Below are 19898 nucleotides of genomic sequence, written 5' to 3' on the forward strand. Positions count from 1 at the left end.
CTCAGCGCAGCCAGTCCAGCAAGCGCCCGCCCACCGCGGCCTCGCCGAACAGCGTCGTGTGCATCGCGCTGGAGGGCGGTCCCAGCAGGAGCACCCGCTCCTGCGGGATGGGGAAGTTCGCGCTGCCGTTCGCCGCGTGCACGCCTTCGGTGGGCACCACGAGGTCGTTCGCGGCATCGCGGAAGATCCGGTCCAGCACGTTGTCGGCCGCACCGGACAGCAGTCCGCGCAGGCCGCGGTCCGTCGCGTGGTAGTCGGCGGCGACGGCGCAATACGCTGACGCTCCGCTGCCACCCGCATTGAGAGCGCGCAGGAACTCGCCCTCCGGCCGCATCGCGGCGAGGCCTTCCAGGCCCGTGAGCAAGCCGCGGCCCAGCACCTTCACCACGATCACCAGCGCCTCCAGCGTTTCGCTGGCGACCGCGCTGGGCAGCAGGCCCAGCGCAGTGGTCAGGCGATCGATCATGTCCACCATGTGGTCCGGCTCGGCGAGCAGCGTGCCGGCGTTGGGCGCGGCGACGAAGACCAGCTTGCCGACTTCGAGGGCCGCGTCGCCCAGGCCCATCGCGGCGGGCCGTTCGGCCAGCAACCGCGAGACGAGGCCGCCGCGGCTGTGGCACACGATGTCGGCCCGAACCGCTTGCGTCGGCATGGCCTGCAGCAGCCAGCGGGCGTTCTCCACCGGCGTGGCGGAGAGCGTGGGATGGTCGAAGGCGATGACGCGGCCGCCGTAGCGTTCGAACAGCGCCGCCATCGTGTCGCGCGGCAACGCGCCGAATGCCGCGTGCGCCGTGCTGAAGGTGCCGTGCACGAACAGCAGCAGCGGCCCGGCCGCCGCCATCGCCGCGATGTCGGCCGCCTGCAGCTCGGCGCCCCCCGCCGCCGTGTAGTCCTCGGGCGTGAAGCGCCGCACGCGGTGCGGCCGCTTCTGCCCCTCCCACCCGGAGACCAGGCGATCGATCGCCCAGCCGGTGACCGCGTCGCTCCAGGGATAGACCAGCACCTTCAGGAGCCGGCGCCCGGCGAAGCCGAGCACGCTGCGCTGCTTCAGGCCCTCCTGCGCGGGCGGCGGCGGCGGCAGGGTGGCGGGAATGCGGAAGCGGCGGACGGCACCCTGGCCGCGAGAGCCGCCGCCTTCCGCGGAAGATGGCGGCTGCAGCGGCAGGTGCCACCGGATCGCGCCGGCGTCGTCGATGGAGAGCACGACCTGCCCGTGGTCGGCTCCCGGGTCCGGCACTTCCAGTTCGAGCGCCGGCGACAGGTCGAGGCTGCGCAGCACGGGCGCGGCGCCCGCCGCACCGGCGGCCGGCTGCAGTTGCACGTCGATCTCGCGCGTCGTCCGCACGCCGGCGTTGGCCAGCGCGGCATCGAGCGCGGGCAGGGCCGCCGCGAGGCCGCCGCCGAGGGCGCGGACCCCGGGTGACGTCGGCGGGTGCAGGTCGGCCTGGCCGACGAGCCCCGGCGCGCGCAATGCATAGCCTGGCTGGCCGAGGGAGACGAGGCGGGCGGAACCGTCGAGGCTGGTCATGGCGATCTCCAATGCTTCACTGCGCGCGCTGCAGCTTCAGGCGCGGGTGGCCGTAATAGACGTAGGAGAGGTAGGTCGGCACGGGCGTGTCGCTGCGGTACCTGCCGCGCAATTCGCGCAGGATCGCGCCCACCTCCTGCCCGGCCTGCTGCGCCGGCCAGGCGCGCGTCCAGAAGTCGATCGCGATGTCGTGCGCCACCCCGTCGTCGATCTCCCACAGCGCGCCCACCACGCCGCCGAAGCCGCCGCGCAGCGAATGCCCCGGGAAGCCGCCCATGTCGCCGAGCACGTCGCCGCCGACACCGCCCATGCAGGCATTGAGGAACATCAGCGGCTGCGCTGCCCCGCCGTACCGGGCGCTGCGGAACAGCGTCGACTGGACCGCGGCGCCGTCCTCGAGATAGAGCGTGCTGCCGTCCGGCCGCGTGGCATCGAAGTTCCCGTGGCCCGCGAAATGCACCGCGTCGATCGCCCCCGGCCGGTCCCGCAGGTGGCCTTGCAGCAATTGCTGCATCGCCTCCGCGCGCGCATGCAGCAGCACGGCGGCGAACTTGCGGGAGAGCGCATCCGCCTCGTGTTCCGCCATCGGCAGCCGGCGCATGCCCCCATCCGCCTTGTACCAGGCCGCCATGACGGCCATGTTCTTCACCGCGAGCTGGGCCCTCGGGTGCAGGGCCGGACGCTGCCCCTGGGCCGGCGACAAGGACGTTCGCGCGGGCTCGCGCAACCAGCGGCCCACGTTCGCCTGGGCGCCGAGGTAGGCGGGCCGCGCGGCGTCCAGCGGCGGGTCGAGCCAGGCCAGCTCCCAGGGAACGTAGGGTTCGGCGCTGACGACCAGCAGGGCCGGTGGCTGCGGCGCCACCTTGCCGGCCACCTCGTGCAGCGCGGCGAAGAACTCCGGCGGCAGGCGGTCGCCGATGAGCCGGCCGACGGACTCCAGGGTCGCGTCGAGCAGGGGACTCCCGGCAGCGAGGCGCAGGTCGTCGACCAGCTGGCGCGCGAAGCTGCGCGCATCGTCGTGTCCCAGCGCCAGGTCGAAGGGACCGAGCGGAGTCGCCAGCGCATGCGGCGAGCACAACCGGCACACGAAGCTGCCGTTGCTGGCATCGCGGTCCGGTTTGAGGATTTCCAGCGTGAGGTCCGGAGCGTCGGGGTCGGGCTTCAGCTGCACGGGCGCCCCGCCCAGGGGATGTGCACTCCACGGCTCGCCGGGGCCGCCGCCGGAAAACGCGGGGCGTCCCGCTGCGACGATCGCCAGCGGCCGCATCGCCGTGCCGCACACCGTGCCGTGCATCACGTAGCGGACCTCGAGCATCGTGAGCGCGATCTGCTCCGCGTTCCGGGGCGGCCGTCCGACCAGGCGGAAGCGGACCGTCGCCTGCGCGGGACGTGCGACCTCGACGCGCAGCTGGCGCTGCCAGCCCTCGGGCGCTTCGATCGCCTCGCTGGCCGTCAGTTCGACGCCGACGTCCAGCCATTCCTGTCCCTCCTCCACCGGCAGGCGCGCCTGTGCGCCCGCGACGCCGGCCTGCGCTGCGAAGCCGAAGCCCACGACGACCTCGAACGCCTCGCCCGCGGTCGCGAGCTCCGGCGCATCCAGGCGCGGCCACAACAGCAAGTCCTTCGCCGGCGCGCCGGGCTCGGTCCGTCGGATCGCGGCCGCAGCCGCGGGTGCGACCAGGGCGGCAGCGCCCCGTACCGTCTCCCCGCCGGACATCCTGGGCCTGGGCGGTTCGATGGCGACCCGCGCCGGCCAGCCGGCATCGAGCAGCACGCTCGTGCGCAGCGGCTGCCCGCTCGCCTCGTCCAGCGGCAGCGCGGGAACGCTGTCCGCCTCGTCCAGGTTCAGCACATCGAGCAGCCGCTGCCCCGCGGGCGCCTGCGCGCAGAGGTGGAGCACCTCCGCCGCGGGCCGCGCGTACCAGAGGATGCGCGTGCCCCATTGCCGGCGGATCGCCGCGGCGTGCCTGTCGACGGGACGGGCCAGTCGCGGCAGCACCTCCGCGGGCCGCAGCTTCAGCTTCGCCGCGAGCGGTTCGACGCGCGCGCGCACGGCCTCGTGCGAGGGATCGAGCCAGAGGCCGTGGGCGGCGAAGCGGCGGAGCACCTCGCCCGCCGGCATCTCCGCGTCCAGGAGGACGGGCGAGAGCAGCTGGATGTTCATCGCCGCGCCTACTTGCCGAGCTTCTCCTGCGCCAGCCGGAAGCCGGCGGCGCCCTCGGCCGCCGAGATCAGCTTCGTGGTCTGGATCGTCTGCACCCGCCCCTGGCCGAAGACCGCGGCCAGGCAGGCGAAGGCCTTCACGTCGTCCGGGAATTCGCTGATCGCGACCCCGTCGTACGGGCCGAAGCAGAAATAAAACGAGAGCAGGCGGCCGCCGAACACTTCCGCGGCCCTGCGCAGGAACACCTCGCGATCCACGGGGTCCTCGCCGCCCAGGATCCCGCGGATCCCGTCGTCCTTGTACTTGAACTGGTGCATGTAGGCGGACATGGGGCCTCCTCGTTCAGGCGGATGCGCTGACAGCCGGGCGCACCGCGATCGGCGGGACATAGCCGCTGTCCGGGAAACCGGCTTCGATGCGTGCCACTTCGGCCAGGAGCCGCTCGCGCTCCTCCGGAGCCGTGCTGCGGGTCGCCCTGGGCGCGGGCGTGCGGGCCAGGTGCGGCACGGCGAAACCCAGCATGGCGCCGGCGAGCAGGGCGAACAGGACGGCATGGACCGTCTCCACCCGCCCGAAGGGCAGCAGCGGCAGCTGCGACCACTGCGCGACGGCCGGCGAGTCGCGCATCGCGGCCCAGGCCAGGGTGCCCGCCATCCATGCGCAGCCGAACACCAGCGCGTCGTCGCAGCGCTTGCGCCACTCGCGGGCGCTGCCCCATCGATGGTCCTGGACCAGCCACGCGGTGACGGACGTCGTGAGCGCGACGGAGGGAAGCATCACGATCGCCTCGCGCAGGCCGACGAGGTGGCCGTCACGGCCGCCGACGAGGAGCCCGCCCACGGCCAGGGCGAGCACGCAGGCCACGGGCACGACCGCGAGCCCCGCCGCCAGCACGAACGCCTTGGGCGTCCGGCGCCGCAGGCCCGCGCTGGCGAAGGCCCAGCGGTGTTTCGGGTAGACCGCCATCGTGATGCTCGCGAAGAGGAGCACCGTGGACAGCAGGATGGTGCCGCCTTCGCCGAGCTTCCCCGCCCCCGCGGGGCTGCCCGCGCCCATCGCGACATAGCCCCAGCAGGCGAAGAAGAACAGCAGCAGGCTCTGGAACACCGCCATGCCGTAGCCGCGCCGCGGCTCCTGCTCGGCGTTCCCGAAGCCGAGGCCCTGGAGCGCCGCCCGGCGGCCCCGGCGCGTCCAGTGCGTCGCCATGACGCCGCGCACCGCGAAGAGACAGGCATCGCGATGGAACTGCCGCAGGTCCTCGCGCAGGTCGCGCGCCGTGTTGTCCACCACGGCCCGGACCAGCGTGTCCGCCCCGTCCGGCAGCAGGGCCTGCGCGGTCCCGCCCTGCGAGGCGAGGTAGTGGAGCTTGCCGACCTTGTCGATGTTGTTCAGCGCCGCGGCGACGCGCAGCGAGAGGCGGTCGAATTGCTGCCGCAGCGCATCGAAGTCGTTGCGGGCCTCCGCCAGGAAGCGCGCGTACCGGCCGTGTTCCCAGCTGCGCATCTGCAGGAACAGGCCGGTCGCCTGCCGCAGGGCCGCGTGCACCGGCTGCACCGGCGGCAGCCAGTCCCGCCGCAGGTCGATCCCGCGCGTGAGCAGCGTGGCGGCGATCTCCTCCTCGATGGCGGCGGAGGGCCGCAGGTCTTCCTCGGCCAGCGCCGCCGCGAACACGCGGCCCGTGCCGGGCACGCCGGCCAGGCGCTGCGTGCGCAGGTGCATCCAGCGCGCGCTGGCGGGCACCATGCGCACGACCAGGGCGAAGAGGAATCCGCAGGCCACCGCGAGGCCGGCGGCGTTCTCCATCTCGACCCAGTGCCGCAGCCCGTAGACCGGGATCGCGACCAGCAGCATCGCCAGAAGGTAGAGGAAGACGTGGACCAGCATCGCGTCGTAGTAGCGCGCCGCGGTCGTGTAGGTGCGCAGCCAGGAAGGCCGGTTGAAGCCGAAGGCGGCCAGCACGGACGTGAAGACGCCGGCGACGCCCAGGTCGATCCAGAAGTCGTTCATCAGAGCCTCCACAGGCGGCGGAATTCGCGCTCGGCCTCCGTGAGCGGCGGCGGCGCGACAGGGGCGGGCGCGGGCGCGGGCGGATCGATGGCCGCCGGCGCGGCGGCGGGCGGCCGGACCGTCAGCACCTGCGGCGCGCCGGGGACGCTCGGCGTCTTGAAGATGACCGTCGGCGCGACGCGCGTGAACAGGACGGGGATGCCCCATTCGAGCGTGGAGCTCCCGTACATCGCGGTGCGCGCGAGGGCGAGCGCACGCTCGACGGAGACGCCGCCCAGGAGCGCGCGGTAGAAGCCCTCGGAGAACTCCAGCGCCAGGTCGTCGCTGATCGGGAACTGCATGGCGACGGCCAGCGGCACGGTGGCCTGCACCAGCGTCGCGCCGAGCGCGGAGACCGAGCCGCGCCCGCTGTCGCAGCAGTTCAGCACGGCGAGCTGCACCTTGCCCATGCGCAGCATCCGCGACAGCTCGGAGGGGTAGACCTTCTCCTCGCCGCCGTCGCCCTGCATCAGCACGTAGCCCACCGTGTGCAGCTGGCCCTGCTGGTCCTGCACAATGTCCGTGCCGCCGTGGCCGATGAAGTGGAAGACGTCCCAGGGCCCCTGCCTCAGCGCCTCCTTCAGGGCCTCGATGGTGTGGCCCGGCACCCAGCGCAGCTCGTGGCCCTCCTTCACCGCATTCGCGAAGACCTGGCCGATGCGGTGGCGCTCCTTCTCGGCGTCGAGGTCGCCCTTGGGATTCGCGACGATGCCGAGCACGCGCAGCGGCCGGTCGTCCGGCAGCGCGGGCGCGCCCTCCTTGTCGAAGAAGCGCACCAGCGGCTGGTCTTCGTCGAGGCACACGAAGTCCTTGGAGCGCACCTTGTCGTAGACGTATTCCCAGGGCAGCGCCGCCAGCTCCGGCGGATCCACGCGCAGCTTCAGCCGCAGGGCGCGGCCGTCCTGCTTGGCGGTGCGGAGGCTCGCGGTGTAGCGGTCCTGGATCTCGGGCGCGCCGCGGAAGACGGCATCGAAGACGGCCGCGCCGAAATCGCGCAGCTTGGCCTCGTCCGGCGACATGAGCGGGCCGCGGTAGCCATGCGCGCGCATGACGGCGAGCTCCAGCTCCTTCAGCAGGTCCTGGTGGTCTTCCTTGAACGGCCAGTCGAAGGGGGTGCGCGGACAGGTGCCCGCGGGCGAGCCGCGCACCTCCGCCTTGTACACGTCCCCCTCTTTCCAGATGCCCAGATCGAAGTCGTAGAACCCGTCGGCCATGGCGCCTCCTGCGGAAGTGCAGGGATTGTCAGGACCGCATCAGGCGCCGAACATCACTCCAAGGGGTTAGGCGAATTTCCTAGCGATCACGACGGTCCAGCTGGCGCTGCGCCCGCGCCAGCAGCAACTCCCGTTCGCGCGCATTCCCCGCCAGCCCGGCCGCTTCGAGGAACGCCTCGCGCGCTTCCTCGGCCCGCCCCAGCTTCTCCAGCAGGTCGCCGCGCACGCTCGGCAGCCACTGGTACCGCCGCAGCGCGGGCTCTTGACGCAGCCGATCGACGATCGCCAGCCCCGCGGCGGGCCCCTCGGCCATCGCGACGGCCACGGCGCGATTCAGTTCGATGACGGGAGAAGGCGCCACGCGCTGCAGCGTCCCGTACAGCGCGGCGATCTTGTGCCAATCGGTCTCGCCGCTGCTGCGCGCGCGCGCATGGCAGGCCGCGATCGCCGCCTGCAGGGCATACACGCCTTCGCTTCCGCCGAGCGCCTGCGCCTTCTCCAGCGCCGCCAGCCCGCGCCGGATCAGCAGCGGGTCCCAGCGCCGGCGGTCCTGGTCAGCCAGGAGGATCGGCCGGCCCTCCGCGTCCGTGCGCGCGGCCATGCGCGAGGCCTGCAGCTCCAGCAGCGCCGCGAGCCCGTGCACCTCGGGCTCGGCCGGCGCGATCTCCGCCAGCATGCGTCCCAGGCGCAGCGCTTCCTGCGCGAGCTCCGGCCGCATCCAGTCGCCGCCGGCGGTGGCCGTGTAGCCCTCGTTGAAGATCAGGTACACGACCTCCAGCACGGACGCGAGCCGGCGCGCGAGTTCCTCGCCGCGCGGCACCTCGTAGGGCACCTTCGCGTCGGCCAGCGTGCGCTTGGCGCGCACGATGCGCTGCGCGATCGTCGGCTCCGGCACGAGGTAGGCGCGCGCGATCTCGTGCGTGGTCAGTCCGCCGAGCAGCCGCAGGGTGAGCGCGACGCGCGCCTCGGTCGACAGCACCGGATGGCAGGCCGTGAAGATCAGGCGCAGCAGGTCGTCGCCGATGTCGTCCTGCCGCGCCGCGTCGAGCGCGTCGACGAAGTCGGGCACGACCAGCGCCTCCTGCGCTTCCAGGTCGCTCGCGACCTCGTCCAGCTTCGCGCCCTGCAGTTTCCCGCGCCGCAGCCAGTCCAGCGCGCGACGTTTGGCGGTGGTCATCAGCCAGGCCGCCGGCTTGTCGGGGATGCCTTCGCGCGGCCAGTGCTCCAGGGCCGCGACCAGGGCGTCCTGGGCGAGCTCCTCGGCGACGCCGACGTCGCGCACCATGCGGGCGACGACGGCGACGATGCGCGCCGCGTCGATGCGCCAGGCGGCGGCGATGGCCTGGTGCGTGGCCGAGTGCATGGGCGTGCGCTCAGGCCTGCGGCTGCACGGCGGCCGGGTCCATCCACATCAGCTCCCAGACGTGGCCGTCCAGGTCCTCGAAGCCGTGGCCGTACATGAAGCCGTGGTCCTGCGGCGCGTTGGGCGCGGTGCCGCCGGCCGCCAGCGCCTTCTTCACCAGCGCGTCCACCTCCTCGCGGCTGTCGCAGGACAGGCAGACCAGCACCTCGGTGGACTTCCTCGCGTCGGCGACGGGCTTCTTGGTGAAGGTCTGGAAGAAGGGCTCCACCAGCAGCATCGCGTAGATGTCCTCCGAGATCACCATGCAGGCGCCCTGCTCGTTGGTGAACTGCGGGTTGAAGGAGAAGCCGACCGCGCGGAAGAAGGCTTGCGAGCGCGCCATGTCCTTGATGGGCAGGTTGACGAAGATCTTGCGGGCCATCGCGCGCTCCCTACTTGATGTCCATGGCGCGGAAGCGGTCGGCGGTCTCCTGCTTCAGCAGGCCGTCGAAGTCTTCCATCTCGTACAGCTGCCGCACCTCGACGTGGCAGGGCACGCCCTCGCCGATCGGGTTGGGGAAGCGCCGCGACCATTCGACCGCCTCGTCGCGCGTGCGCGTCTGGATCAGCGTGTAGCCGGCGATCAGCTCCTTGCTCTCGGTGAAGGGCCCGTCGACGATGCTGCGCTTGCCGCCCTCGTACTGCACGCGCCAGCCCTTGCTGCTCGGTTGCAGGCCCGAGGCGTCCAGCAGCACGCCGGCGCGCGCCAGTTCCTCGTGGTAGGCGGCCATGGCCGCGAACAGCGGCTCGGGGTTGTCGGGAAAGCGGCCGGCCTCCGAGTCGGACGTGGCCTTGACGATGATCATGAAACGCATGGGTTGCTCCTCGGCGGGTGGCGAAGCGGCGCTTTTTATTCGCCGCCTTCACCGCAACGACGAAGCGGGACGCGCGGAATCGACATCCCGCGGCTCCGGAAAAACCCTTAGAAGTAGCAAGGCGCGGTCTCGCGCACCTCGACCGTTGCCCACTCGGCCGCCGGGCAGGCCCGCGCGATCGCGAGCGCTTCCTCGCGCGTGCGGCAGTCCAGCAGGAAGAAGCCGCCGACCATCTCCTTGGCTTCTGCGAACGGGCCGTCCAGCACCTGCGCCTGGCCGCCGCGCACCTTCACGCGGGCGGCCGACTGCTGCGAGGCGAGCGATTCCACGGCCAGCAGCTTGTCCTGCTTCTTCAGGCCCTCGGCGAAATCCACCATGCGCTGGTAGACGGCCTCGCCTTCCTCGCGCGAGCGGGTTGCGCGCTGGGCCGGGTCTTCGACGATCAGGAGCATGTAGGCCATGCGCCGGATGATAGGGGCTCAGGCCCGGGCGCGCGAGAGCATCCGGCCGATCACCGCCAGCGCCGCGATCACGTAGGCCAGCCCCGCCGGCACCCACATCACAAGGCCGCCCACCTGCTGGTCCTGCACCGGATCCAGGCCCAGCGCGGTGGTGGTCGCGATGTAAGGCGTGTACCAGGGCGTGGGCGCGAGGCTCAGCAAGGCGCCGAGCGCGCCCGTGTACATCATGGTGGTGAACAGGTAGGCGGTGGAATGCCCCGGCCCGTAGCGGCCGCGCGGGTCGTGCCCCAGCACGGCCCACCAGAAGAACAGCGCGGTGACGAAGAAGGACGCGTGCTGCGCGATGTGCCAGCCCTCGTTGCGCAGCGCCGCGTCGAAGGCGGCGGGCAGGTGCCAGCCCCACAGCGCGGCGGCGTGCAGTGTCCAGGCCATGAGCGGGTCCGTCAGCATGGACCACACGCCGCTGAAGGCGCGCCCCTGGACCAGCCGCCCGACCGCGCGGCGTTGCGCCGGCGAGAGCGCCCAGGTCCAGGTCGCGAGCGGACGGCCGATCACCAGCAGCGGCGCCGCCACCACCATCAGCAGCTCGTGCTGCACCATGTGCATGGAGAAGAGGTGGCCGCCCAGCGTGTCCACCGGCGACACCAGGGCGACGACGAGCGCCAGCCACCCGGCGGCGAAGGCCCAGGCCTGGTGCCTCGCGATCCCGCGGCCGCCGCCCGCGTTGCGCCACAGCCGCCGCAGGCCGAGCGCATAGGCGGCGGCCGAGGCCGCCAGCAAGGCCAGCAGCCAGGGCGCGAGGTTCCAGCTCCAGGCGTGCGGCGTTCCCGGTTCGACGACGTGCGCCGAGGCGGCCAGCGGCAGGGCCAGCAGCAGGATCGTCAGAAGGGACTGCAAGGCGACAGCACCCAGGTCGTGAACCACATGGCGAGGATCACCAGCGCGGCGATCGCGGCGACGGCCGTGGCCACGTCGCCGAAGAAGCGGGCCGGCACCGGCGGGACGGCCTCGTCGTTGTCGGGCGAGGCCGGCTCGCGCCGGCGCAGCGACGATTCGGAGAAGGCCAGCACGGCCAGCACCACCACGACCACCAGGGCCACCGCGGCCACGAGGTGGATGTCGAGCCGCACCTGCGCGCTGCAAGAGGGCGTGACCAGCGCGTACAGCACGCTCTGCGTCGCCAGCGCGATGGTCGGTGCGAGCACCAGCGCGAAGCCGCTCTTCTTCATGTCCCCACCGTCCGTGCGCCCCAGTAGATGACCAGGTAGATCGGGATCCAGGCCGCCACCACGAAGTACCAGTAGAAGGAGTTCTCGCTCACGTCCACGTAGCGCTTGCCGTCCAGCGGGCCGGTGAAGAACAGCAGGGAGAGGACCACCGTGTCCACCAAGTCGGTGAGGATGTGCGTGGTGTGCAGCACCAGCAGCATCCAGACCACCGAGCCGTAGGCGTTGCTGTCCCACCGCACGTTGAGCGTCGCGAACTCGAAGATGCGGATCACGCAGAAGGCGACGCCGAAGAGCGCGCTGACGATCAGCCAGACCCGCACCCGTTGCAGGTCCATGCGCTCCGCGGACTGCTTGGCGAGGTGGGCGGGCAGGAAGCTCACCAGCATCACCACCGTGTTCACGGTGCCCCACAGCAGGTCGGGCGGCAGCGAGGTGAGCGGCCAGGTCTCCTGGTGGCTGCGCAGGTAGAAGTAGCACAGGATCGCGAGCGCGAACACCGTGCCCTCGATGGCCATCAGCCACAGCGTGCCCCACCACATCAGGCTGCGGTGCCCGAACACCACCGTGGGCAGCCCGGAGACGTCGAGCGCCTTGCCGCGGACGAACGCCTGGTTCATGGGATCTTCTCCAGGGCGAGCTCCTCGGCCGCCTCCTTCCGCGAGGGCCAGAACCACACGACGAGGACGGCCGCCACCAGCACCATGCCCCAGACGATCGCCCAGGGCGTGAAGATGGAGGCGATGAAGAAGATCGTCGTCGCCACGGCGGCGAGGAAGGGCCAGGGCGTCGGCTCGGGGAACATCATGCGGCTGTCCGGCCGGGCGTCGGCCACAGTCGTGGACAGCACCTCGCGCACGTCGGCCGCCAGCCCGGCAACGTGGTCCGGCTGCCCTTCGGGCACGCCCTGCCAGAGCGGGTCGCGCCCGTGCACCACCGGGATCGCCGGGAAGTTGCACACGCGCGGCGGCGATTCGGCCACCCATTCGAGCGTGCCGGCGCCCCAGGGGTCCGGCCCGGCCAGGGCACCGCGGCGGGCGCTGAGCACCGCGTTCACCAGCGACAGCAGGAAGCCCGTCGCGAGCGTGAACGCGCCCACGCTCGCGAGCAGGTTCAGCGAGCCCCAGCCCATCTCCGCCGGGTAGGTGTACACGCGGCGCGGCATGCCTTCCAGGCCCAGGATGTGCATGGGGAAGAAGGTGACGTTGAAGCCGATGAACATGAGCCAGAAGCTCCAGCGGCCCAGGTGCTCGGACATCATGCGGCCGGTGAACTTCGGGAACCAGTAGTAGAAGGCGCCGAACAGCGGGAAGACGGCGCCGCCCAGGAGCACGTAGTGCAGGTGCGCGACGACGAAGTAGCTGTCGTGCACCTGCGAGTCGAGCGACACCGATGCCAGCATCAGGCCCGTCATGCCGCCGACGATCAGGATGAAGAAGAAGGACAGCGCGTACAGCAGCGGCACCTTGAAGTTCAGCCGGCCGGTCCACAGCGTCGCGATCCAGCAGAAGATCTGCGTGGCGGTGGGGATGGCGATCAGCATGCTGGCGGCCGTGAAGAAGGTCTTCCCGAGCTCCGGCACGTTGGTGGCGAACATGTGGTGCACCCACAGGCCGAAGGAGAGGAAGCCCGTGGCGATGATGGACAGCACCATCGCCGTGTAGCCGAACATCGGGCGGCGCGCGAAGGTCGGGATGATGGCCGACATGAAGCCCAGGCCCGGCATGAAGATCAGGTAGACCTCCGGGTGGCCGAAGAACCAGAACAGGTGCTGCCACAGCAGCACGTCGCCGCCCTCGCCCGGGTTGAAGAAGTGCGTGGCCACCAGCCGGTCGGAGATCAGCATGGCGCTCGCGGTCGCCACCGCCGGCATCGCGAACATGATGGTGAAGGCGGTCACCAGCATCGCCCAGACGAACAGCGGGATCCGGTTGAGCGTCATGCCCGGCGCCCGCATCTTGAAGACGGTGCAGATGATCACCACCGCCTCCAGCAGCGCCGAGACCTCGGTGAAGGTGATCATCTGGGCCCAGAAGTCGCTGCGCTTGCCGGCGCTGTAGGCGGGACCGGAGAGCGGCACGTAGTTGAACCAGCCGTTCTCCGGCCCGGTGTTGAAGAAGAACGCGAGCCAGATCGTCGCGCCGCCGAACAGGAGCATCCAGTACGCGTACGCGTTCATGCGCGGGAAGGCCACGCTGCGCGCCCCGATCATCAGCGGGATCAGGTAGATGGCCACCGCCTGCATCACCGGCACGGCGAACAGGAACATCATGTTCGTGCCGTGCATGGAGAAGACCTGGTTGTAGAGGTCCGGGCCCATCAGCGTGTTCCCGGGGCGCGACAGCTGCATGCGCATCATCGCGGCCAGGATGCCGCCGAGCGCCAGGAACACGAGGCAGGTGACCATGAAGCGCTTGGCGATGGTCTTGTGGTTGATCGCGCAGAACCAGCCGAAGAAGCCGGGCGGGTCGCGCCAGGTGTCGTCCAGCAGGCGCGCGACCAGCTCGCCGCCATTCAGGCCGTCCTTGGTCCGGCCTTTCACCGGATCGGGTTTCTCGCCCAGCGGGCCGTGGTTCATTTGAGCGTTCCCAGGTAGGCCACGAGGGCGGCGAGGTCCTCGCTCGACATCGGGTTGGCCGGCATGTTCACGCCGGGCTTGTGCTTGTGCGGGTCGGCGATCCAGCTGGCCAGGTTCTCCGGCGTGTTGGGCAGCGTGCCGGCGGCGATGGTGCGCCGGCTGGCCAGGTGCGTGAGGTCGGGCGCGTTGTGGCTCTGGGCGATCGTGCCCTGCACGGCGTGGCACATCGCGCACTGGACCGACTGGAACAGGGACTGGCCGCGCAGCGCGAGCGCATCGGTGGGCGGCGGCGGCGGGACGAGCTGCGCCCGGCGCCAGGCCTCGAACTCGGCCGGCGGCTGCGCGTGCACCTCGAAGGCCATGAACGCGTGCTGGAAGCCGCAGAACTCCGCGCACTGGCCGCGGTAGATGCCGGGCTGGTCCGCGCGGAACGCGATGGTCGCCGTGCGGCCCGGGATGAGGTCGCGCTTGCCGGTGAGGCTGGGCACCCAGAAGCTGTGGATCACGTCGGTGGCCTTCAGCCGCACCAGCACCGGCCGGCCGACCGGCACGTGGATCTCGTTGGCCGTGACGAAGGTCTCCGAGACCGGCCCCTCCATGTACTTCACCGACCACCACCACTGGTTGGCCGTGACCTCGATGTTGAGCGCGCCCTTCAGCGGCAGGCGCGCGAGCGCGCGGTCGGTGAAGACGCTGGCGCCCAGCAGCACGAGCAGCAGCACGATGGTGGCCGAGATCGCGATCGTGACGTACCGGCGTGGGCCGGGTTCGATGCGGTTGACGGTGCTCAGGTCCGCCGCTTCCTGCTCGCGGATGCGCGGCGCCCGCCAGAGGGCGTACGCGAGCGTGGCCAGCACGAGCAGGTACACGATCCCGCAGATCCACAGGAAGACGTTCCACAGCTGGGCGACGTGGCCCGCCTGCGGCCCCATCGCGTTCAGCGCGTCGTGCAGTCCGGGGTTCATCGCCGCGGCTCCCAGGTCGTCTCGGACTCCGACGTCCCCTTGCCGATCGCCGGCTGCGGCGAGCGGAAGTTCTCCGGCTTGCCGGGATAGAGCGAATCGGGGCGCGATGGGGCCACGTCGCTGCGCACGGCGCCGCCCATGGCGCGCACGTAGGCCACGAGCTTCCACACCTGGTCGTCGGGGATGTGGCCCCCGAAGGAAGGCATGCCGTTGGGCCGGCCCTGTGTGATGGTCTCGAACAGGCTGGCCGGGTCGCTGCCGTAGACCCACTTGCTGTCCATCAGCGCCGGTCCCATGCCGCCGCCGCCGTTGGCATGGCAGCCGCTGCAGTTGTACCAGCGGAACAGCCGCTTGCCCTCCGTGATGGCGTAGGCGTTGTCGTCGTACATGCTGATGTTCGCGGCCGGCGGCTTCACGTAGCCGCCCAGCGCCATCGCCGGCTGGTTGAGGCTTTGCCGCGTGGCCGAGGCGTTGGGACCGGTGTTCAGGCGCTCGGCCCGGAAATGCCGCTCCTCCCGTTCGCAGCCAGCCAGCGACGCGACCGCGGCCAGCGCCAGCACGACGTGCAGGATGTTCATGACCCCGGCTCCGGCAGGCGCGGCACGCCGTACTCGGCCAGGATGCGGGCGATGTCGGCGCGCCGCCGCGCGATGAAGTCGTCGAGCCGGTCGCGCAAGGCCTTGTCGCCGCGGCGCACGCCCATGGCGATCGCGAAGGAGAAGGGCTGCTTCTTCAGCCAGGCCGGCGGCGGCACGTAGTGCAACTGCAGCGGACGGCTCGCGCGCTGCGCGTAGTAGCCCGCCTGCGGGCCCCAGACGAAGGCCGCGTCGAGCTCGCCGCGCGCCAGCGCCTGCACGATGCGCTCGGCGGCCGGCTGCTCGCCGGGAATGGGGAAGCCGACGACGTTGTCGGTCGCGCCCGATTCGGCGAGCGCATGGCCCGGCGGCGTGGTGGCGAAATCGTCGCCCACCAGCTGCACGCCGATGCGCCAGCGGCGCAGGCGCGGGTCGGCGAAGTCGCGCGGCGGCGCGGCGTCGCCGGCGGGCTCAACCAGCATGTAGCTGGAACGGTAGTAGGGTCGCGTGTTGAGCGTGCGCTCGAATTCCACCGGCACGCCGACGATCAGGTCGCACAGGCCCGCGCCCATGGTCTTGCGCACGAAGCCGCGCCGGTCGGGCAGCCACGCGTACTGCAGCGGCAGGCCGAAGTCGTCGGCGATGAGCTGCGCGATGCGGTTCTCGAAGCCGCTGCCGTCCTCGTGCGAATACGGCAGGTTGTCGGGGTCGGCGCACACGCGCAGGGCCTGTGGCTGCGCCGAGGCGGCGCCGGCGGCGCAAAGGAGCAGGAGCAAGGCGAGCCGCTTCACTCCGCCCCCTGCAGGCCGAAGACGTAGAGGTGGCCGCCCTTCTTCGTCACCGAAGGCAGGTCGCGCATCGCATTGGCGAAGCCGAGCGCGGCGGTGCCGTCGCGCGGATCGAGGTCGGCCGACACGATCGCGCCCGACCAGCCGCCCACGCCGGCCAGCACGGCGATGTATTGCCGGCCGTCGGCGGCGCGAAAGCTCACCGGCTGGCCGATCACGCCCGACTCGGTCTTGAACTGCCACAGCAGCTTGCCGCTGCGCGCGTCGACCGCCTTGAACCAGCCGTCCATGGTGCCGTAGAAGACGACGTCGCCGGCCGTCACGAGCGCGCCGCTCCAGACCGGGAAGCGCTCGTGGATCTCCCAGACCTTCCGCGCCTTGACGGGATCCCAGGCCGCGAACACGCCGCGGTAGCCGCCCGGGCCGCCGTACATCTTGACGTCGGCGCCCACGAAGGGCGTGCCGGCGATGTAGCTGGCCTCGAAGGTGATCGTGTCCTGGCAGAGGTTCTGGTGCGGGATGTAGAGCAGCTGCGTGCGCGGCGACCAGGCCGCAGGCTGCCAGTCCTTGGCGCCCGGGGAGGCGGGGCAGATGCTGCGCACCGTCTCGCCCGTGCGCGGCGTCTTGGCCGGGTTGTAGACGAGCGCGCCGGTCTCCAGGTCCACGCGGCTGGAGGTCGTCACGTGCGCGAAGGGCGTGGCCGAGAGCACCTGCCCGGTCGTGCGATCGATCACGTACAGGTAGCCGTTGCGGTCGGGGCGCAGCAGCACCTTGCGCTTCGCGCCCTGCCAGTCCAGGTCGACCAGGATGCTCTCGTTCACCCCGTCGTAGTCGTGCAGGTCGTGCGGGCTGGTCTGGTAGTACCACACGGCCTCGCCGGTGTCGGGGCGGCGCGCGAACAGGCCGGCCGTCCACTTGTTGTCGCCGGGACGCTGTTCGGGGTTCCACGGGCCCGGGTTCGCGGTGCCGTAGTAGAGGAGGTCCAGGTCCGGGTCGTAGCTGACGAAGCCCCAGGCGGTGCCGCCGCCGATCTTCCACGCTTCGCCCGGCCAGGTCTTCACGCCCAGGTCCTTGCCGCGGTCCGACGCGTAGAAGGGCTTGAAGTTGGGACCGATCAGGACGTCCTTGTCGGGGCCGGTGGAATAGGCCCGCCACGCGATCTTCCCTGTCGCCGCATCGAGGGCCGTGAGCCAGCCGCGCACGCCCAGTTCGCCGCCGCTGTTGCCGACGATGACCTTGCCTTTCACGACCTGCGGGGCCATGGTCATGCTCTCGCCGAGCTTGATCTCGCCGAGCTTGGTGCGCCACAGCTCCTTGCCCGTCTTCGCGTCCAGCGCGATGGTCTGGTTGTCCAGCGTGTTGAAGAACAGGCGGCCGTCGGCGTAGGCGCCGCCGCGGTTGACGGTGTCGCAGCAGGCGACGCCCTGCGCGCTCGCCTGCGGCTTCGGGTCGAACACCCACTTGAGCGGGAAGCCGGGCTGCGCCAGGTCGAAGGCGAACACCAGGTTGGGGAAGGGCCCGACCACGAACATCGTGTTGTCGGCCACGATGGGCGCCGCCTCGTGGCCGCGGTCGAGCCCGGTGGGGAAGTGCAGCGCGAGCTTCAGCTGCGCGACATTGGCGGTGGTGATCTGCGCGAGCGGGCTGAAGCGGGTGAGGCCCGGGTCGCGGCCCGCGGTGCGCCACTCACCGTCGTCGGGGGCCTGCGCCCAGGCGGCGACGGCGAACAGGACGGCCGCGATGGACCCAAAGGAACGCTTCAACATGCTCTCCCGGCAAGTCGTGAAGCCCCCGTTCCCATCGCGCGCCTCGCGGCGCGCACTCGCTGTTGTCTGGCCGCGCGAGCGGCTCTGCTTTATGCGGCCGGAGTGTACACAGCGGCGCACCTTTTGGGGGCAGCTTCTACAAAGAAGATGCGCCTCGCGCTCGGCCGTATAAGACCCCAGCCTTGTCATTGCGGGCTTGACCCGCAATCCACGGTGGCGCAGTGCCACGCACCGATGGATCCCGGGTCAAGCCCGGGATGACAAACCCTCAGGCTACAGCTTCGAGAAATCCGGCTTGCGCTTCTCCATGAACGCCGTGAACGCCTCGCGCGCCGCCGGCGCCGTGAGCATGCGGCCGAAGGTCTCGCCTTCGTCGAGCATCTGCTGCAGGACGGCCTGCTGCTGCCCCTTCTTCATCAGGCGCTTGGTTTCCACCAGGCTCGTCATCGGCTTGGCCGCGAGCTTGCGCGCCTGCGCGTTCGCATAGGCATTGGTTTCGGTCGGCGGCAGCACGCGGTTCACCAGGCCGACTTCCAGCGCCGCTTCGGCGAGGAAGGGCTCGCCCAGCAGCAGCGCCTCGGCGGCGCGGTGGTAGCCGAGCATCTGCGGCAGCAGCAGGCTCGATGCCGCCTCGGGGCACAGGCCCAGGTTGACGAAGGGCAGCGACAGCGCCGCGTTGTCGCCCGCATAGACCAGGTCGCAATGCAGCAGCATGGTCGTGCCGATGCCCACGGCGGGGCCGCAGGCGGCCGCCAGCAGCGGCTTGGGGAAGGTGGCGATGCCGCGCAGGAAGCGGAACACCGGCGAGTCCTGGCCCGCCGGTGGCTTGTCCAGGAAGTCGCCGATGTCGTTGCCGGCGCAGAACACCGTCTCGTGGCCTTGCAGCAGCACGACGCGCACGGACGCGTCGTCCTTCGCCTGCTCGATGGCGTCGGCCAGCGCGGCGTACATCGCGACGGTGATGGAGTTCTTGCGCTCCAGGCGGTTGAGGGTGAGGGTCAGCACGCCGCCTTCGGCGTGGACGAGGATGTCGCTCATGCTTGCAAAGCCTCCTTGACGAAGTCCAGCCGGTCCTGGCCCCAGTAGAGGGTGCCGTCCACGAAGAAGGTGGGCGCGCCGAAGACGCCGCAGTCCACGGCCTCCTGCGTCACCACCTTCAGTTGCTCCTTGACCTGCGGATCGGCCGCCAGCGCCAGCAGCTCCTCCGGTTCGAAGCCGGCCTGCTGCAGCACCGCCGCGACCGTCGCCCGGTCGTTCATGTCGCGGCCGTCGACCCAGATCGCGCGGACCACCGCGTCGACGTAGGCCTGCATGCGTTGCGGCGCGCGCATCTGCAGGCCCAGGGCGCCGCGCATCAGCATCAGCGTGTTGATCGGGAAGTGCGGGTTGTGGCGGAAGGGCACGCCGTAGCGCCGCGCGAAGCGCTCCAGGTCGGCCTGCAGGTAGCGGCCCTTGGCCGGCACCTCCATCGGCGAGCGGTTGCCGGTCGCCTGGAACACGCCGCCCAGCAGGAAGGGCTTGTACGCGATCGTCGCGCCGGTGTCGCGCGCGAGCGCGGGCAGCTGCGTCCACGCGAGGTAGGCGGCGGGGCTGCCGACGTCGAAGAAGAACTCCACGGTCTTGGGCATCAGAATTTCTCCATCCAGGGACGCAGGTCGAGTTCGTGGGTCCAGGCGTCGCGCGGCTGCATGTGCAGCATCCAGTAGTTCTCGGCGATGTGGTCCGGGTTCAGGATGCCGTCCTGGTCCTTCAGGGCGTAGCGCTCGGGGAAATTCTCGCGGATGAAGGCCGTGTCGATGCCGCCGTCGATCACGACGTGGGCGACGTGGATGCCGCGCGGCCCCAGCTCGCGCGCCATGCTCTGCGCCAGCGCCCGCAGCGCCGCCTTGGCGCCGGCGAAGGCGGCGAAGTGGGCCGAGCCGCGCAGCGAGGCCGTGGCGCCGGTGAACAGGATGGTGCCCTTGCCGCGCGGCGCCATGCAGCGCGCCGCCTTGCGGGCGGTGAGGAAGCCGGCGAAGCAGGCCATCTCCCAGATCTTGAAGTACTTGCGCGCCGTCTCCTCCAGGATGCTGGAGGGCACGTTGGCGCCGATGTTGAAGACGAACACCTCGATCGGGCCGATGCGGGCTTCGATGTCGTCGAACAGCGCCGCGACCTCGTCCTCGTTGCGCGCATCGCAGGCGAAGCCGTGCGCCTGGCCGCCGGCGGCGCGGATCTCGTCCACCAGCGGCTGCAGCTTGTCGAGGCTGCGGCGCGCGACGCAGGTGACGTAGCCGCCGCGCGCGAAGCGCCGGGCGATCGCGCCGCCGGTGGCATCGCCGGCACCGACGACCAGGGCGACGGGGCGGGCGGCCGGGGCGGCGTCCACGG

Annotated in this window: 20 protein-coding genes; all 20 read right to left on the reverse strand. The window is 71.2% G+C overall.

Translation table 11 applies throughout. The features are described 5' to 3' along the window. Position 1: 1 nt before the first annotated feature. Entirely contained in the window at positions 2–1528 is a 1527-nt protein-coding gene (locus ACY0MJ_RS01050; protein ID WP_462636401.1) for an esterase/lipase family protein, read from the reverse strand. 16 nt (positions 1529–1544) lie between these two features. Beyond that, complete coding sequence (locus ACY0MJ_RS01055) at positions 1545–3692, reverse strand: TCAD7 domain-containing protein (RefSeq protein ID WP_462636402.1); 2148 nt, start codon at positions 3690–3692, stop codon at positions 1545–1547. Positions 3693–3700: 8 nt separating this feature from the next. Further along, positions 3701–4021, reverse strand: coding sequence for a GYD domain-containing protein (locus ACY0MJ_RS01060; RefSeq protein ID WP_462636403.1), 321 nt, complete (start codon positions 4019–4021; stop codon positions 3701–3703). A gap of 13 nt (positions 4022–4034) precedes the next feature. Then, positions 4035–5699, reverse strand: a complete 1665-nt coding sequence (locus ACY0MJ_RS01065; RefSeq protein ID WP_462636404.1) for a hypothetical protein — start codon at positions 5697–5699, stop codon at positions 4035–4037. Beyond that, a complete protein-coding gene (locus ACY0MJ_RS01070; RefSeq protein WP_462636405.1) occupies positions 5699–6952 on the reverse strand; it encodes a CHAT domain-containing protein in 1254 nt (417 codons plus the stop codon). The genes ACY0MJ_RS01065 and ACY0MJ_RS01070 overlap by 1 nt, the downstream gene beginning before the upstream one ends. A gap of 79 nt (positions 6953–7031) precedes the next feature. Then, entirely contained in the window at positions 7032–8315 is a 1284-nt protein-coding gene (locus tag ACY0MJ_RS01075) for an RNA polymerase sigma factor (protein ID WP_462636406.1), read from the reverse strand. A 10-nt stretch (positions 8316–8325) separates the two neighbouring features. Further along, the gene (locus ACY0MJ_RS01080) at positions 8326–8736 is read right to left on the reverse strand and encodes a VOC family protein (RefSeq protein ID WP_462636407.1); all 411 of its coding nucleotides are present in this window, start codon (positions 8734–8736) and stop codon (positions 8326–8328) included. 10 nt (positions 8737–8746) lie between these two features. Next, positions 8747–9169, reverse strand: coding sequence for a YciI family protein (locus ACY0MJ_RS01085; RefSeq protein ID WP_462636408.1), 423 nt, complete (start codon positions 9167–9169; stop codon positions 8747–8749). A 107-nt stretch (positions 9170–9276) separates the two neighbouring features. Then, a complete protein-coding gene (locus ACY0MJ_RS01090) occupies positions 9277–9630 on the reverse strand; it encodes a YciI family protein (protein WP_462636409.1) in 354 nt (117 codons plus the stop codon). Positions 9631–9648: 18 nt separating this feature from the next. Continuing rightward, complete coding sequence (locus ACY0MJ_RS01095; protein WP_462636410.1) at positions 9649–10527, reverse strand: cytochrome c oxidase assembly protein; 879 nt, start codon at positions 10525–10527, stop codon at positions 9649–9651. Further along, positions 10512–10859, reverse strand: a complete 348-nt coding sequence (locus ACY0MJ_RS01100) for a hypothetical protein (protein WP_462636411.1) — start codon at positions 10857–10859, stop codon at positions 10512–10514. The genes ACY0MJ_RS01095 and ACY0MJ_RS01100 overlap by 16 nt, the downstream gene beginning before the upstream one ends. After that, positions 10856–11476, reverse strand: coding sequence for a cytochrome c oxidase subunit 3 (locus ACY0MJ_RS01105; RefSeq protein ID WP_462636412.1), 621 nt, complete (start codon positions 11474–11476; stop codon positions 10856–10858). The genes ACY0MJ_RS01100 and ACY0MJ_RS01105 overlap by 4 nt, the downstream gene beginning before the upstream one ends. Beyond that, the gene (ctaD, locus tag ACY0MJ_RS01110) at positions 11473–13434 is read right to left on the reverse strand and encodes a cytochrome c oxidase subunit I (protein ID WP_462636413.1); all 1962 of its coding nucleotides are present in this window, start codon (positions 13432–13434) and stop codon (positions 11473–11475) included. Before ctaD ends, ACY0MJ_RS01105 begins: the two co-directional genes overlap by 4 nt. Next, entirely contained in the window at positions 13431–14399 is a 969-nt protein-coding gene (gene coxB / locus ACY0MJ_RS01115; protein ID WP_462636414.1) for a cytochrome c oxidase subunit II, read from the reverse strand. Before coxB ends, ctaD begins: the two co-directional genes overlap by 4 nt. After that, positions 14396–14977 (reverse strand): c-type cytochrome, encoded by a 582-nt coding sequence (locus tag ACY0MJ_RS01120; RefSeq protein ID WP_462636415.1) that lies wholly within the window; start codon positions 14975–14977, stop codon positions 14396–14398. The genes coxB and ACY0MJ_RS01120 overlap by 4 nt, the downstream gene beginning before the upstream one ends. Continuing rightward, positions 14974–15750, reverse strand: a complete 777-nt coding sequence (locus tag ACY0MJ_RS01125; protein WP_462636416.1) for a quinoprotein dehydrogenase-associated putative ABC transporter substrate-binding protein — start codon at positions 15748–15750, stop codon at positions 14974–14976. The genes ACY0MJ_RS01120 and ACY0MJ_RS01125 overlap by 4 nt, the downstream gene beginning before the upstream one ends. An 11-nt stretch (positions 15751–15761) precedes the next feature. Next, positions 15762–17528, reverse strand: coding sequence for a methanol/ethanol family PQQ-dependent dehydrogenase (locus ACY0MJ_RS01130; protein WP_462636417.1), 1767 nt, complete (start codon positions 17526–17528; stop codon positions 15762–15764). 273 nt (positions 17529–17801) lie between these two features. Next, complete coding sequence (locus tag ACY0MJ_RS01135) at positions 17802–18566, reverse strand: enoyl-CoA hydratase (RefSeq protein ID WP_462636418.1); 765 nt, start codon at positions 18564–18566, stop codon at positions 17802–17804. After that, positions 18563–19156 (reverse strand): DsbA family protein, encoded by a 594-nt coding sequence (locus ACY0MJ_RS01140; RefSeq protein WP_462636419.1) that lies wholly within the window; start codon positions 19154–19156, stop codon positions 18563–18565. The genes ACY0MJ_RS01135 and ACY0MJ_RS01140 overlap by 4 nt, the downstream gene beginning before the upstream one ends. Next, positions 19156–19896 (reverse strand): SDR family oxidoreductase, encoded by a 741-nt coding sequence (locus tag ACY0MJ_RS01145; protein ID WP_462636420.1) that lies wholly within the window; start codon positions 19894–19896, stop codon positions 19156–19158. Before ACY0MJ_RS01145 ends, ACY0MJ_RS01140 begins: the two co-directional genes overlap by 1 nt. Positions 19897–19898: the final 2 nt, after the last annotated feature.

It is taken from the genome of Ramlibacter sp. bp-362, assembly GCF_054956735.1.